Genomic DNA, 14,278 nt, shown 5'->3' on the forward strand with positions numbered 1-14,278 from the left:
TTGGTGAATACTCTCGAAGCAACCTTGGGGAAGGGCACTTGATGACCAAACATTGCCGGCAGCACGCGCTTGCAAGCGCGATCCTTGCATCGCTCATCGCATCCACTGCCGCATTGCCTGCCATCGCGCAGCCGACCGGGCAGGACCCGGCGCCTGCCCCGGCACGTGATGCCCCCACGCTGGATGCGGTGATCGTCACCGTGGAGCGCCGCGAACAGGACCTGCAGAAATATGCAGGTACCGCGCAGGCGATTTCCGCCGACGACATCCGTGCACTGGGCATCAACAACGAACTGCGGAACATCCAGGCGATGGTGCCCGGCCTGAGCATGGCCAACCAGGAAGGCAACCTGGAGATATTCATCCGTGGCGTGGGTTCATCGAACAACACCGAGCTCGGCGACCCTGGCGCGGCACCCCACATCAACGGTGCCTACATCGCCCGTCCGCGCGGCCTGGGCGGGCTGTTCTATGACGTGGAGCGCGTAGAAATCAACAAGGGCCCCCAGGGCACGCTGCGTGGCCGCAATGCGCTGGCAGGCTCGCTCAACATCATCACCAAGCGGCCCAACCTGGATGCATTCGAAGGGTACGTGCAGGCCGAGGGTGGCAATCGTGGCCACCAGGGCGGCGAGTTTGCCTTGAACATGCCACTGGGTGGCTGGGCGGCGATCCGCGTGGCGGGCTATACCGTGGAAAAGGATTCTCCGTTCGAGAACGCAGGGCAGGCACGGAACCTCGATCCGGCCGGTATCCAGGACGAACACGGTGCACGCATCTCGTTCCTGTACGAGCCCGATGAAAAGCTGTCGGTGTTCGCGATGGCTGACATGGGCAGGGAGGGCGGCACCGGTTATCCCGGCGCCAACATATTCACCGCTGCCCGGGCCGGTTACCTGCCCGACGACGTGGACCTGCGCAAGATCGTCTACCGCGGCGCGCAGGGCAAGCTGGACAGCCGCACCTGGAGTGCGCAGACCAGCGTGTCGTATGACTTCGGACCGGTGACGCTGGAATACAACGGCAGCTATCGTGACGTCGATTACCAGCAGACCAATGCGCAGAGCGAAGGCATCCTCTGGCCGGACCGCAACCTGGACCCGCTTTCGGCCAGCAACCCCGGCGGCGTGGACTACGACAACTATTCCACCCAGTACTGGATGACGAAGTCACAGTCCTATACCCATGAGCTGCGCCTGTCATCCGATGACGACCAGCGCCTGCGCTGGACCACCGGTGCGTTCCACTTCAATGAAGACCAGCAGGTCGGCTATCTCTCACTGGTGGACAAGGGACGCTGGTACTCGGGGACCGAGTTCACCATGCCCAAGGTCAACGGCCGCTCCACGGCGGTGTTTGCCGATGCCACCTTCGACATCAACGATCGCCTGCGCCTGAAGGGCGGCCTGCGCTACACCGAGGAACAGAAGTCCCGCTATGGCATCGGCGGCAACTGGGCACTGGGGCTGCCGGGCATCGGCGGCGATTTCTCGACCCGCCTTGGCACCGAGGGCTTTGCTCCTTCGTTCACCAATCGCCCCAACTTCGATGTCAGCAACATCACCTCACAGGCGGACATGGCGCGATTCCTGCTGGAGGGCATCCGCTCGCACGGCCGGAACGACACCATCCTGCAGCAGATCGGGGACGTGGCCAAGGGCGGGGATTTTGGCTGCCTGGACCGCCCGGACATCGGCGGCGATACCATCGACTGCCCGTACGAGAGCTGGGTACAGGTAAGCGGCATCCCGGCGCAGCAGTTTGGCCGCAGCAAGTTCAACTTCACCGACTGGCGTACCGGGCTGGAGTACGACCTGAGCGATGACCACCTGTTGTATGGGCTGGTCTCAAGTGGCCACAAGGCTGGCGGTTTCAACGACACCTTCGATCCGGAGGACATCCCGGAGACATTCAAGCCCGAATCGATCGTTGCCTACGAACTGGGCAGCAAGCAGTCGTTCCAGCTGTTCGACCGCACCTCCACCTTCAACCTCAGCGCGTTCTACTACGACTACCGCGACCAGGTGTTCCAGGACCTGGCGGTGATCGCGACCAACCCTTCCACCGGCGAGGCCACCGGCTATGCGCTGGTCAACCGCAATGTCGGCAAGTCCGCGGTATACGGCCTGGAGGCAGAAAGCGTGCTGCGCCTGCCGCGCAACTTCATGCTGAGCGTCAACGCGCTGTGGATGGACAGCGAGATCAAGCAGGGTACCGTGGCCGACGTGCGCAGCCAGAACTTCGACGCCGGTGGCGCGACCTCGCTGATCGACCTGTCGGGCAACGAGCTGCCGCTGGCCTCCAAGGTGACCTTCAACGTGCGCCTGCAGCACACCATGGAGCTGCCGTTCGGCACGCTGGATTGGCAGCTGCTGGCCGCTTACCGGTCGGCGTTCTACCTGACCCAGTACAACAACCGCGACATCGAATATGTCCGCAATGATCCCGATACCGGCACCCTGGTTCCCGACCGCACCGAAGGCGCCGCGCTGGCCGGTTTCCCGGATCGCCAGCGGGGCGAGACCACGGTGAACGCAGGTATCGGCCTGACTTCGCTGGACGGTCACTGGCGCATTGAAGCCTGGGGCAACAACCTGCTCGACAATGATGTCTCGCAGAAGGCACTGGTCGGCTCAGGCATCAACGTGCGTTTCCTCAATGACCCGCGCAGCTATGGCCTGCGCCTGCGCTACCAGTTCTGATGATCCCTTGCCCAGGAAGTCCTTTGCCCATGAAGACCCGCCTCCCGCATCATCATCCTTCCCTGCATGGATTGCGCCTGAAGCCGCTGGTCCTGTGCGCCACGTTGGTGCTGGCGTGCGCGCCCACCGTCGGGGCGGCGCCAGCATCCAACGCCAGCGCAGGGCAGATCCATCCTGCACAGTGGCCGCAGCCGAGCTGGCCGCTGGCCACTGATCCGGCAGTGGAGCGCCGGATCGCCGAGCTGATGGCGACGATGACGGTGGAGGAGAAGGTCGGGCAGATCGTGCAGGGCGACATCGGCAGCATTACCCCGGAGGATGTGCGCCGGTATCGGCTCGGCTCGATCCTGGCCGGTGGTGGTTCCGATCCGGGGGGCCGCTACAACGCCGCCCCTGCCGAGTGGCTGGCGCTGGCTGATGCCTTCTGGGAAGCCTCGATGGACACCAGTGGCGGCGGCAAGGCGATCCCGATCATCTGGGGCATCGACGCCATGCACGGGCAGAGCAACGTCGTAGGTGCCACGCTGTTTCCGCACAACGTCGGCCTGGGTGCAACGCGCAATCCGGAACTGCTGCGCGAGATCGCCCGCATCACCGCTGCCGAGACGCGTACTACCGGCATGGAGTGGACATTCGCGCCGACCGTGGCGGTACCGCAGGACGACCGCTGGGGCCGGGCCTACGAGGGTTATTCCGAAGATCCGGCACTGGTGGCGAGTTTCGCCGGCGTGTTCGTCGAGGGCCTGCAGGGCAAGGCCGGTGCGCCGGACTTCCTTGACGACCACCACGTGATGACCACGGTCAAGCACTTCCTCGGCGATGGTGGCACCACCAGCGGCAAGGACCAGGGCGACACCATCGTCAGCGAAGCGCAGCTGCGCGACATCCACGCCGCCGGCTACGTGCCGGCGATCGCGGCCGGCGCGCAGTCGGTGATGGCCTCGTTCAACAGCTTCCACGGCGAGAAGATGCACGGCCACAAGCCACTGCTGACCGACGTGCTGAAGGACCGCATGAACTTTGGTGGATTCGTGGTCGGCGACTGGAATGGGCATGGCCAGGTGAAGGGCTGCAGCAACACCGATTGCGCGCAGACCTTCATTGCCGGCATGGACATGGCGATGGCGCCTGACAGCTGGAAGGGCCTGTACGAGAGCACGGTCAAGCATGTCAAGGACGGCTCGCTGCCGATGGCCAGGCTGGACGATGCCGTGCACCGCATCCTGCTGGCCAAGTTCCGCATGGGGCTGTTCGAAAAGCCCAAGCCGTCGGCGCGTGCGCTGGGCGGCAAGTTCGAACTGCTGGGCTCGCCCGAGCATCGTGCGGTAGCCCGGCAAGCGGTACGCGAATCGCTGGTGCTGCTGAAGAACCAGCACGGCATCCTGCCGCTGGCGCCGAAGCAGCGGGTACTGGTGGCCGGTGACGGCGCCGACAACATGACCAAGCAGACCGGTGGCTGGACACTCACCTGGCAGGGTGATGGCACCCGGCGCGAGGACTTTCCCAATGCCGATACCATCTGGAATGGCATGAAGGCACAGGTGGAGGCGGCCGGCGGCAGCGCGGAGCTTTCCGTGACGGGCGCCTACAAGAGCAAGCCGGACGTGGCGGTGGTGGTCTTCGGCGAGGATCCATACGCCGAGTTCCAGGGCGACCTGCCGGACCTGATGTTCAAGGGAGGGCGCTCCGGCGACCTGGAGCTGATCAACAAGCTCAAGGCCGAGGGTATCCCGGTGGTCGCCGTGTTCCTCAGTGGTCGTCCGTTGTGGATGAACCGCGAAATCAATGCCGCCGATGCATTCGTGGCCGCCTGGCTGCCGGGCTCGGAGGGCGGCGGTATCGCCGATGTACTGCTGCGTGGGCCGGAAGGCAACGTGCAGCATGATTTCCACGGGAAGCTGAGCTTCTCCTGGCCGCGCCGTGCCGACCAATATGCAAACAACGTGGGCCAGGCGGATTACAACCCACAGTTCGCGTTCGGCCACGGGCTCACCTACAAGGATGACGGCAACCTGGCTGCGCTGTCGGAGGAGCCGGGCATCGATCCGAATGCGTCGCGCACCAGTACCTGGTTCGACCGCGGTGCCGCTACCACCGGGCTTACCCTGCGCCTGACCGCCGCCGATGGCGAGAAGATGGACGTGGTGCACCCCAACGTCGCGACATCGGATGGTTCGATCACGATGACGGCGGTCAACACCGACGTGCAGGAGGGCGCGCGCCAGTTCACCTTCAAGGGGCAGGGTACGGTCGAACTGCGTTCCAACATGCCGCTGGACCTGACGCGCGAAACCAACGGCGACGTGTTCGCGATCGCCGATGTACGGATCGATGAGCTGCCAGCGAATGCGAAGGTGGATTACCTTGCCGGCTGCGGTGAAGGCTGTGGCGGCGAGTTGCCGATCGGGCCTGCGCTGGCCAGGCTGCCCCATGGCGAATGGGCACGGATCGGCGTGCCGCTGAAGTGCCTGCGCGATGCGGGGCTGGATAGCGGCAAGGTCAGCATCCCGTTCGCCTTCCGCGGTGGCGCCGGGCTGCGGATATCGCTAGCGAAGGTGAGCATCGGCACCGATTACGACCAGAAAGTGGACTGTCCTTCGCCATGATGGCCCTGCCGCTGCTGGCAGGGCTGCTCCTGCCTGGCGGCGCTGGCGCTGGCATGGGCGTATCGCAGGCTTCGGGCTGGGAACTGGTCTGGCAGGACGAGTTCGATGGCGCCGTCATCGATGCGTCGAAGTGGGAACTGGAGGACAACTGTTGGGGCGGTGGGAATAACGAGCAGCAGTGCTATACCGCGCGGCGGGATGCGCAGCCGGGCGCCAATGCCTACCTGGCCGATGGCCTGCTGCATATCGTCGCCCGTTCCGGGCAGTGGACGGGCCCTGCCTCGCCTGGTGGCGATGGCGAGGCAACCGCCACGCTCCCCTTCACCTCGGCGCGACTGCGCACCCGCCATCGCCAGGAATGGACATTCGGCCGGTTCGAGGTCCGTGCGAAATTGCCGGCAGGGCAGGGGACGTGGCCGGCGATCTGGATGCTGCCAACCGATTCGCCGCACGGGCGGTGGGCCGCATCAGGCGAGATCGACATCATGGAAGCGGTGAACCTGGGGACGCCATCGGACGCGCCGGGCGCGGCGCCCGGGCAGGCGGAAACCCGGGTGCACGGCACGCTGCATTTCGGTCGCCCGCCACCGGGAAACAGGCACGCAGGTAGCTGGTACGCACTGCCCGAAGGCAAAAGCCCGGCTGACGATTTCCATGTCTATGCGCTGGAATGGGAGGCTGGCGCGATCCGCTGGTACGTGGATGGCGTGCATTACGCCACCCGGCACGCGGGGCAGTGGTACTCCCAGCGCGATGATGGGCAGGGCAACTGGGTGGACGCACCGCAGGGAGCTCCCTTCGATGCTGCATCGCGGTTTCACCTGCTGTTGAACGTGGCGGTAGGGGGCGATTGGGCAGGCAAGGCCAACGCTGGCGGTATCGACGCATCGGCGTTCCCGCAGGCGATGCAGGTGGACTACGTGCGCGTCTTTCGTTGCACCGCGGGACAGGCCGATGGCAGTGGGTGTGCCACGCGCGGCGCACGGCCGTCACGCGACGTTCGCATGCCCACGCCCTAAATGTCGCCATTGCGAGGGACGGAGAGTCCACATGTTCGACGCGCTGATCGACCGCCATCGTGATGCCCTGGTGCTGGTGGCGCGCCTGCTCCTGACCATACTGTTCGTAACCTCTGGCTGGTCCAAGCTCACCGATTTCCAGGGAACCGTCGGCTATCTGGCATCGCTTCATGCGCCCCTCCCGCTCGTTGCAGCGGCAGTTGCGGTCGTCATGGAGTTCTTCGTCAGCCTGGCATTGATCGCCGGCGTATGCGTGCGACCGCTTGCGCTGCTGATGGCTCTTTTCGTAGTAGGCACCGCCCTCATCGGCCATCCGTTCTGGTCAATGGAGGGTGCGGAGCGTGCCATGAACATGACCCAGTTCTACAAGAACCTGTCGATTGCCGGCGGCCTGCTATTGCTGGTCGTCACCGGCGCCGGTCGATTCGCGGTCACCCGGCGCACCGCCGCACGCTAGCGGTACGGCAGGTATCGGGCGAGGCGCCAGCCTGGGTGGGGCAGGTCCGGGCGAAGTCCACATGTCCGCGACGCGATGGTCACCATCCGCGTACGCCTGCGACTGTATCTGTAAGGCCTCGGCAGGATTCCTGGCCGCAAGGTGATCCCCGGTCCCTGGTATGGAACCATCAAACGAACAGGCCATCCCCACGTTGGAAGCTGCCGTCCGCGGCATGCTCGCACGCCAGCCGTCGCTGCCCCTGCCGGGTCGTGGCCACACGCTGGAACGCTGGCGCGCGCTGGCGGCCATCGCTGGGCGCGATCTTTGCCTGGCGAAGGTGCTGGAAGCGCACTACGACGCCCAGGCGATCCTCGCGGATCTGCATGCGCCGCCGTTGCCAGCCGATGTGCTGGCAGCGATATGGGCGGCCGAGGGGCCGCAATCCACGCTGCGTTTCGACCCGTCCAGCGGCACCGTGAGTGGCGACAAGCCATGGTGCTCCGGGGCGGGACTGGTTGACCTCGCACTGGTCGGCATCCAGCAGGACGGCATTTCCCGCTTGCTGCGCATTCGCACGGGTGCAGCCGGGATCGTGCTGCTTCCAGGGAACTGGCACGCCACCGGCATGGCGGGAATTCCCAGCGGCACCCTGCGCTTTGACAACGTGCCTGCCGAGATTGTCGGCCCCGCCGATGCCTATCTTGGGCGGCCCGGCTTCTGGCACGGGGGCGCCGGCATCGCGGCGTGCTGGTATGGCGCAGCGGTCATCCTCGCCGCGCCGTTGCATCGCTCCCCCCGGGTGGAAGGAGACGCACAGGCCGCCTCGCTGCTCGGGCAGGTGGACATGGCCCTGCAGTCCGCCGCCGCCTTGTTGCGTGAACTTGCTGGGCGAATAGACGCAATGCCGTCGCAGCCCCACCAGTCCGATGTGATCCGCGTACGCAGTGTCGTCGAGCGAAGCTGCGTGCAGGTGCTCGATGCGGTCGGTCGTGCGCTGGGGCCGGGACCGATGTGCCTGGACGCCGCGCATGCGCGGCGGTGGAGCGACTTGACCGTGTTCATCCGGCAGAGCCACGCCGACCGCGACTGGGCCGCCCTGGGCCGTGCGATCCACGCACAGGAGGGGCCGTGGACACTGTAGCCGTGCGTATTGAAGGCGAGGGAAACAGCGAGTCCGAATGGTCACGCAGCGCGTGGCTGGGCGCGTTGCCGGTGCGGGATGCGGACACGCTGCTGCAAGGGGCGCATGGCGTGGTGGTGGTGTCACCGCATCCGGACGATGAGGTACTTGCCTGCGCCGGCCTGATGCAGGCTGCCTGCGCACGTGGAATCCCGTTGCGGGTGGTTTCGGTGACGGATGGCGAGGCCTGCTACCCCGGGCAGTCGCTGTGGCCTGCCGAGCGGCTTCGCAGCGCACGTCGGCGTGAGTTGGCCGATGCAATGCGGACACTTGGCCTGGACGCGACGCAGGTGATTCCGCTTGGCTTGCCCGATGGTGGGGTGACTGAGTGCGAGGCGGAGCTGGTCTCCCACCTGGCGGCGATGCTGGCGCCGGGTGACCTGGTGGTTGCACCGTGGACAGGCGACGCACACCCCGACCATGAGGCTGCGGGACGCGCCGCCAACGCCGCGGCCCTGGTGCAGAGCCTGCGCGTGCTGCAGTACCCGGTATGGGCCTGGCACTGGCTCGATCCGCAGTCGGCAACCGCCCCATGGCCTTCAGCATGGCGGTTGCCCCTGTGCATGGCATCGCAGGCCCGGAAACACCGGGCGATGCAGGCATTTTCGACGCAGACCGGCGACATCGACGGCCTGGGCTGCGATCCCATCCTGCCGGAGCAGGTGATGGCACGCTTCAGGCGCCCCTACGAGGTGTTGATTGGATGAGTACCTTGGCCTATTTCGACCGGTTATATGAGCAGGCCGATCCTTTCCAGTATCGCAGCCGCTGGTATGAGGCACGCAAGCGTGCGTTGACGCTGGCCTGCCTGTCGCGGCAGAGGTACGCCAACGCATGGGAGCTCGGCTGTTCCAACGGCGTGCTGACCGCCGAGCTGGCTACCCGGTGTGACTCACTGTTGGCGACGGATGCAAGTGCGGATGCGCTGGCCAGTGCGGCCGCGTCGACCGCCGCGTGGCCCCAGGTGACGCTGCAGCACGCCCATCATCCCGAGGACTGGCCGGATGGCCGGTTCGATCTCATCGTCGTGAGTGAAGTCGGCTACTACCTAGCGCCGAAGGACGTGCTGCAACTTGCCAGCCAGGTGCATCGAAGCCTGATGGCCGGTGGGCTGCTGGTGGCCTGTCATTGGCGGCATGCCTTCGATGAAGCATTGAGCAGCGCAGGCCAGGTACACCACGCACTTTCGGAGGGGCTGGTGGAAACCTTCCACTATCAGGATGCCGACCTGCTGTTGCAGGGCTGGAGCACGGATGCGAGCAGCGTGGCGCAACGCGAGGGCCTGAGATGATCGCTGTCATCGTACCTGCCCACAACGAGGCCGACACCATTGCCAGGTGCCTGGAATCGGTAGCCGTTGCCGCAGCCCATCCCCGCCTGTGGGGCGAGGCGGTCCTGGTCGTGGTGGCGCTGGATGATTGCAGCGACGATACGGCCGGTGTCTGCGCTGGATATGGCGTGGCCATGGTGGTGATCAATGACCGTTGCGTGGGCGCTGCCCGCGCGGCGGCGGCAGAGCATGCACTGGCGCTGGGCGCGCGTTGGATCGCCAGTACCGACGCCGATACGACCGTTCCCTCCGACTGGTTGTGGAAGCAATCCAGTTGCAGCGCGGATGCCTTCTGTGGCGTCGTGGATGTGGTGGAGTGGCTCGATTATCCGCAAGCGGTGCAGGCGGAATTCTTCCGTCGTGAAGAGGCAGAGGATGGCCACGGACACATCCACGGCGCCAACATGGGGTTCAGTGCGTCGGCCTACCGTGCAGCCGGAGGCTTCGCGATGCTGCCCACGGGGGAGGACGTGGCGCTGGTCGATGCCCTGATGGGCAACGACGCGGTGATTGCGCGGCTGGCCGAACCCAAGGTGGCGACCAGCGCACGCAGGGTGTCCAAAGCCCCGCATGGGTTCAGCAGTTTCCTGCGTGCGCTTGAATGCGAAGTCATCGGCGCCGGTACTGCATTGACACCCGTACCCATGCCGTCGAGATGACGCGCTGCGGTTGAATGCCCTATGGGGGCGGGACGAGCTGGCGTGGCGGCTGGATGGCGGGCGCATGCTGCGCGACCAGCTCGACGACCCAGTCGATGAATACACGCAGCTTGCGGCTGACGTGCCGGTTCGGCGGAAACGCAACGTACAGCGGTATCGGCTCGAGTTGCCAGTCGTCGAACAATGGCACCAGTTCGCCGCGTGCCAGCGGCACCTGTGCCATGTACTGCGGCAACCACAGCACGCCCAGCCCTGCCACCCCGGCGGCCAGGTATGCATTGCCGTCGTCCACCGACAGCATGTGGCGCCCGCGCAGTTGCAGCAGTTCTTCGCCGCGACGCATCGCGTGGGCCAGCGGGGTGCCCGTGCGTGGATTGCGATAGCCGATGACACGGTGGTGGCCATCCTGCAGCGCCTGCGGATGCGCCGGTGAGCCTGCGCGGGCCAGATAGTCCGGTGCGGCATACACGCCCAGCGGCAGGTCGGCGATATGGCGGGCGCGGAGTGACGGCAGGATGAGTTCACCGCCGCGCACCACGCAGTCCACGTTTTCGTCGATCAGGTCCACCTTGCGGTCACTGGCACCCAGGTCCAGCTGGATGTCGGGATAGCGCGCATGGAACGCAGGCAGCGCAGGCATCAGCACCAGGCTGGCCAATGGCGCGGGGACATCCACGCGCAACCGGCCGTGCGGCGAGGAGGACGCTGCGGACAGGCTGGTCTCGGCATCGTCCAGGTCGGCCAGCAGGCGCACCACGCGTTCGTAGTACGCGACGCCGTCGGCGGTGGCGTTGACCTTGCGTGTGGTGCGGTGGAGCAGTTTCACCCGGAGATGCGTTTCCAGATATTGCACCAGCTGGGTCACGCGGGTCCTGCTTGCATGCAGTGTTTCGGCGGCCTTGGTGAAGCTGCCGGTTTCCACCACGCGGACGAAAGCCTGCATTGCGTCGATGCGGTCCATGCAGGGCTCCGGGACTGGGCGGGATTGTTTGGATTATACAAACAGTGATCCCGGGATCGGCATGTTTATCCCGGCGACGCGGCTGCATAGAGTGATCGCCACGTACCGGGGCCGTCGCCCCGCAAGGAGACTCCCATGACTACCCGTGACGCCATCTTTCCCGCCGGCCGGCATGACCTCTACACATCGCAGACCTATTCCGCAGCCATCAGGTCAAAGGATCTCCTGTTCGTGTCCGGGCAGGTTGGAAGCCGCAGCGATGGATCGCCCGAGCCGGATTTCGAGGCCCAGGTGCGCCTGGCATTTGCCAATCTGGAGAAGACCCTGCAGGCGGCCGGGTGCGGGTTTGACGATATCGTCGACGTGACGACCTTCCATACCGATCCGGAAAACCAGTTCGGCACGATCATGGCCATCAAGAGCGAAATTTTTCCGGAAGCGCCCTATCCGAACTGGACCGCGATCGGCGTCAACTGGCTTGCCGGGTACGATTTCGAGATCAAGGTCATCGCCCGTATCCCAGGGTAATCTGCTGTTGGTGCCCCGGGCGCGTCGCCAGCGCTATCCGGTCGAGTCCGTCTTCTGCTCCCGCCACTGCAGCAGGGCATCCAGCGCAGGGCACAACTTTTGCCCCCAGTCGCTCAACTGATACTCAACCTTCGGCGGCACCTCGGGGTAGACGGTACGGATGACGATTCCGTCCGCTTCCAGCCGCCGGAGCTGCTGCGCCAGCATCTTCTGGGAGATGCCGGGAATGCGGCGCTCCAGGTCGGAGTATCGTCGGACCTTGCCATCGAACAGGTGGAAGATGATCAGCAGTTTCCAGCGGCCTTCGAGCAGTAGCATCGTATCGGCGACGTCCGCGGCAGCGCTTTCAGGGGTGTAAGGCGTGCTCATGAGGGTAGTAACTTACTTCCTGGTGCGTTCTTGAAGGCCGGTGGGAACAGGTCGAGACTCTTGGCAACCTGTCAGGAGATCAACGCATGACCGTTTCGTTGCCCACATCCATAGCGGATTATTTTTCGCTCAGCAATGGCGACGCTGGCGTGGGGGTGGAAGATTGTTTTACCGATGATGCTCTCGTGGCGGACGAGCACCAGCAGCATCGGGGCACCGCCGCCATCCAGTCATGGCTGGACCACACGCGGGCGCAGTATGACTTCCAGACGGTACCCTTGCGCGTGTTTGCTGACGGTGACCGCACCGTGGTCCATGCGAGGGTAACCGGCAACTTCCCGGGGGGCGAGGTCGAACTGGCGTTTGCCTTCGTCCTGCAGGCAGCGAAGATCCGCCGCCTGGATATCCAGTGATGACCGTTGCGGTGGTTCAGTCGAAGGGTATGTCCAACCCCGTTCGCGCACGTGAGGCTTCCCATAGTTGCTCGGCCAATATGCGATCCATCGCCCAGGTGGCGACGCCTTTGCGTCCAATCTCACCGCGGTTGGTCGATGCGACGTTGCTGTCCTCGCAGTAGACCCCGCCCAGTTGATCCAGCAGTGGACTGGTCGCGACCCACAGGCTGGTCGCTGCGCCTTGTTCCAGGGTCTTCATCCCCTTGGCCGGGTCGATGCGCGGCCGACCGTGCTCATCCATGGCATCGAACGCCGCAACTTCCTGCGGACTCAAGTGCCGCGCCAGGTCGGTAAGGATCTGCCCCGGATGCAGCGAGAAGGCGCGTACGCTCTGGTCCTGCCCGCGCGCATCCAGCGCAAGCGTGAACAGTGCGTTGGCGGTCTTGCTCTGTCCGTAGGCGATCCACTTGTCATAGGGGCGCTGTCGGAAGTCGATATCGTCGAAGTCGATACCGGAAATCTGATGGCCGCGGGAAGAAACCGCGACCACCCGCGCCCCGTGCGCGGCCTGCAGCATGGGCCACAGGCCGCAGGCCAGGCGGTAATGGCCCAGGTGATTGGTGGCGAACTGTCCCTCATGGCCATCGGCATCGCGCGCCAACGGTGTGGCCATGATGCCTGCGCTGTTGATGAGCAGATGCACCGGTTCGCCTCGCTGGACGATGTCATGGCTGAAGGCGGCGACAGAATCCGGTGATATCAGGTCCATCGACGCGACCTCGATGGAGGCTACGTCGCTCAGCGCAGCACGCGCCCGGGCCATATCGCGCGCCGGCACGATTACGCGTGCGCCGGCCTGCGCCAGATGCCGGGCAGTGACCAGGCCGATGCCGGAGTAGCCACCGGTGACAATGGCGCACTTGCCGGTGAGGTCGATACCGGCCATGACCTCGCTGGCGGTACTGGCGGCAGCAAAAGGGCTGTCGATGGGCTGTTGTGGGGTACTCATGAGGATGGAACTCCATTGCGGATTCAGTGCCATTCTCCGTATGCTCTGCAGACGAACCAGTCCATAACATCCATATTTCTGTCGTGATCATCCAGAATGCTCCCGCCGACCCCTTGTCCGACGTGCTCAGCCTGGCCGGGCTGCGCGCGGCCTGTTCGGTCCGCCTGACCGCAGGCGGCGCCTGGGCGCTGCGGTTCCTGCCGATCGAGCTCAAGTTCAATATCGTGCAGCGCGGAAGCTGCTGGCTGGCGACGGAAGGAAGGGAGCCGGTGGAACTGCAGGCAGGCGACTGCTTCGTGGTGTCACGCACACCGTTCGTGCTGGCAAGCGATCCGGCGTTGCCCGCGGTCGACGCAGCGAAGGTATTTGCGGCCTCGCCGATGTTCGCCAACCATGGAGAAGGCGAGGAGGTTTCGTTGCTTGGCGGCAGCGTCACGCTTGCTGGCCCGGCGGCTTCGGAACTGCTCGACCTGTTGCCACCTGTCATCGTGATCCGCGACCACCCAATCGGCGCCTCGCCCTTTGCGTGGCTGCTTGATGCGCTGGACCGGGAATGGCGCGCGGACCTGGCCGGCGGACGCACCGTCTGCAATGACCTGCTGCGACTTATGTTCGTACATGCGCTGCGCCGGCATATCGATGCAGCCAACCCAGCGGCACTGGGCTGGCTGGGCGGCCTGCGCGACCCAGCCATCGCGGCGGCGTTGCGCGTGATCCATGCAGCCCCCGCGCAGACCTGGAAACTCGAAGCGCTGGCGGCGGTAGCGGGGATGTCCCGCTCGGCGTTCGCCGCGCAGTTCAAGCAGAGGGTAGGGCAGGCTCCGGTGGCTTACGCTGCCCAATGGCGGATGCGGGTAGCTGCCATGCAGTTGCTGGGAACGACGGACAGCGTGTCACGCATCGCCGCCTCGTCGGGGTTTCTCTCGGATGCGGCCTTTGGGGTAGCCTTCCGACGGGTGCACGGGGTGTCACCTGGACGCTATCGGGCGAACGCGCGTGGCGCCGGGACCTAGTGCGGCGATAGCCGGTTACCTCGGGTCGTCTGCCATTACCCGGACGCCTGTTCGCGCACGAATTGTGC

The 14,278-nt window shown here is 65.3% G+C and carries 14 protein-coding genes; 11 read left to right on the forward strand and 3 right to left on the reverse strand.

All coding sequences use genetic code 11. The features are described 5' to 3' along the window. Positions 1-41: 41 nt before the first annotated feature. From H4O11_RS03915 to H4O11_RS03950, 8 genes are all read left to right on the forward strand, one after another. Entirely contained in the window at positions 42-2,702 is a 2,661-nt protein-coding gene (locus H4O11_RS03915) for a TonB-dependent receptor (RefSeq protein WP_182338110.1), read from the forward strand. A 29-nt stretch (positions 2,703-2,731) separates the two neighbouring features. Next, the gene (locus H4O11_RS03920; protein ID WP_182338112.1) at positions 2,732-5,308 is read left to right on the forward strand and encodes a glycoside hydrolase family 3 protein; all 2,577 of its coding nucleotides are present in this window, start codon (positions 2,732-2,734) and stop codon (positions 5,306-5,308) included. Next, the gene (locus H4O11_RS03925) at positions 5,305-6,327 is read left to right on the forward strand and encodes a glycoside hydrolase family 16 protein (RefSeq protein WP_182338114.1); all 1,023 of its coding nucleotides are present in this window, start codon (positions 5,305-5,307) and stop codon (positions 6,325-6,327) included. Before H4O11_RS03920 ends, H4O11_RS03925 begins: the two co-directional genes overlap by 4 nt. A gap of 31 nt (positions 6,328-6,358) precedes the next feature. Continuing rightward, entirely contained in the window at positions 6,359-6,784 is a 426-nt protein-coding gene (locus H4O11_RS03930; protein WP_182338116.1) for a DoxX family protein, read from the forward strand. A 160-nt stretch (positions 6,785-6,944) separates the two neighbouring features. Further along, positions 6,945-7,907 carry an acyl-CoA dehydrogenase gene (locus H4O11_RS03935; protein ID WP_246333234.1) on the forward strand — a complete coding sequence of 321 codons (963 nt, stop codon included), beginning with the start codon at positions 6,945-6,947 and terminating at the stop codon, positions 7,905-7,907. Further along, complete coding sequence (locus H4O11_RS03940) at positions 7,895-8,653, forward strand: PIG-L family deacetylase (protein WP_182338118.1); 759 nt, start codon at positions 7,895-7,897, stop codon at positions 8,651-8,653. The genes H4O11_RS03935 and H4O11_RS03940 overlap by 13 nt, the downstream gene beginning before the upstream one ends. Beyond that, a complete protein-coding gene (locus H4O11_RS03945; protein ID WP_182338120.1) occupies positions 8,650-9,237 on the forward strand; it encodes an SAM-dependent methyltransferase in 588 nt (195 codons plus the stop codon). The genes H4O11_RS03940 and H4O11_RS03945 overlap by 4 nt, the downstream gene beginning before the upstream one ends. Next, positions 9,234-9,935: a glycosyltransferase family 2 protein gene (locus tag H4O11_RS03950; protein WP_182338121.1), complete on the forward strand. Its 702-nt coding sequence runs from the start codon at positions 9,234-9,236 to the stop codon at positions 9,933-9,935. Before H4O11_RS03945 ends, H4O11_RS03950 begins: the two co-directional genes overlap by 4 nt. A gap of 19 nt (positions 9,936-9,954) precedes the next feature. Here H4O11_RS03950 and H4O11_RS03955 read toward each other — a convergent pair whose 3' ends face one another. Beyond that, positions 9,955-10,896 (reverse strand): LysR family transcriptional regulator, encoded by a 942-nt coding sequence (locus H4O11_RS03955; protein ID WP_182338123.1) that lies wholly within the window; start codon positions 10,894-10,896, stop codon positions 9,955-9,957. 135 nt (positions 10,897-11,031) lie between these two features. On the opposite strand from H4O11_RS03955, the gene H4O11_RS03960 reads away from it, so the two are divergent. Next, complete coding sequence (locus H4O11_RS03960; protein WP_182338125.1) at positions 11,032-11,424, forward strand: RidA family protein; 393 nt, start codon at positions 11,032-11,034, stop codon at positions 11,422-11,424. A gap of 33 nt (positions 11,425-11,457) precedes the next feature. On the opposite strand, the gene H4O11_RS03965 is transcribed toward H4O11_RS03960, so the two are convergent. Continuing rightward, complete coding sequence (locus H4O11_RS03965; protein ID WP_182338126.1) at positions 11,458-11,793, reverse strand: winged helix-turn-helix transcriptional regulator; 336 nt, start codon at positions 11,791-11,793, stop codon at positions 11,458-11,460. 86 nt (positions 11,794-11,879) lie between these two features. Between H4O11_RS03965 and H4O11_RS03970 the strand changes: the two genes are divergently transcribed. Next, the gene (locus tag H4O11_RS03970; protein ID WP_182338128.1) at positions 11,880-12,206 is read left to right on the forward strand and encodes a nuclear transport factor 2 family protein; all 327 of its coding nucleotides are present in this window, start codon (positions 11,880-11,882) and stop codon (positions 12,204-12,206) included. Positions 12,207-12,222: 16 nt separating this feature from the next. On the opposite strand, the gene H4O11_RS03975 is transcribed toward H4O11_RS03970, so the two are convergent. Next, entirely contained in the window at positions 12,223-13,197 is a 975-nt protein-coding gene (locus tag H4O11_RS03975) for an oxidoreductase (protein WP_182338130.1), read from the reverse strand. Positions 13,198-13,280: 83 nt separating this feature from the next. Here H4O11_RS03975 and H4O11_RS03980 point away from each other — a divergent pair, with 83 nt between their 5' ends. Further along, a complete protein-coding gene (locus H4O11_RS03980) occupies positions 13,281-14,210 on the forward strand; it encodes a cupin domain-containing protein (RefSeq protein ID WP_182338132.1) in 930 nt (309 codons plus the stop codon). Positions 14,211-14,278: the final 68 nt, after the last annotated feature.

This window comes from Stenotrophomonas tumulicola, assembly GCF_014117215.1.
In the GTDB taxonomy this organism is placed as follows: domain Bacteria; phylum Pseudomonadota; class Gammaproteobacteria; order Xanthomonadales; family Xanthomonadaceae; genus Stenotrophomonas; species Stenotrophomonas tumulicola.

Coding starts and splice junctions, on each gene's coding strand:
- H4O11_RS03945 (WP_182338120.1), top strand. CDS start 8,650: ATGAGTACCTTGGCCTATTTCGACCGGTTATATGAGCAGGCCGATCCT.
- H4O11_RS03970 (WP_182338128.1), top strand. CDS start 11,880: ATGACCGTTTCGTTGCCCACATCCATAGCGGATTATTTTTCGCTCAGC.
- H4O11_RS03915 (WP_182338110.1), top strand. CDS start 42: ATGACCAAACATTGCCGGCAGCACGCGCTTGCAAGCGCGATCCTTGCA.
- H4O11_RS03925 (WP_182338114.1), top strand. CDS start 5,305: ATGATGGCCCTGCCGCTGCTGGCAGGGCTGCTCCTGCCTGGCGGCGCT.
- H4O11_RS03950 (WP_182338121.1), top strand. CDS start 9,234: ATGATCGCTGTCATCGTACCTGCCCACAACGAGGCCGACACCATTGCC.
- H4O11_RS03965 (WP_182338126.1), bottom strand. CDS start 11,793: ATGAGCACGCCTTACACCCCTGAAAGCGCTGCCGCGGACGTCGCCGAT.
- H4O11_RS03920 (WP_182338112.1), top strand. CDS start 2,732: ATGAAGACCCGCCTCCCGCATCATCATCCTTCCCTGCATGGATTGCGC.
- H4O11_RS03975 (WP_182338130.1), bottom strand. CDS start 13,197: ATGAGTACCCCACAACAGCCCATCGACAGCCCTTTTGCTGCCGCCAGT.
- H4O11_RS03960 (WP_182338125.1), top strand. CDS start 11,032: ATGACTACCCGTGACGCCATCTTTCCCGCCGGCCGGCATGACCTCTAC.
- H4O11_RS03935 (WP_246333234.1), top strand. CDS start 6,945: ATGGAACCATCAAACGAACAGGCCATCCCCACGTTGGAAGCTGCCGTC.
- H4O11_RS03930 (WP_182338116.1), top strand. CDS start 6,359: ATGTTCGACGCGCTGATCGACCGCCATCGTGATGCCCTGGTGCTGGTG.
- H4O11_RS03955 (WP_182338123.1), bottom strand. CDS start 10,896: ATGGACCGCATCGACGCAATGCAGGCTTTCGTCCGCGTGGTGGAAACC.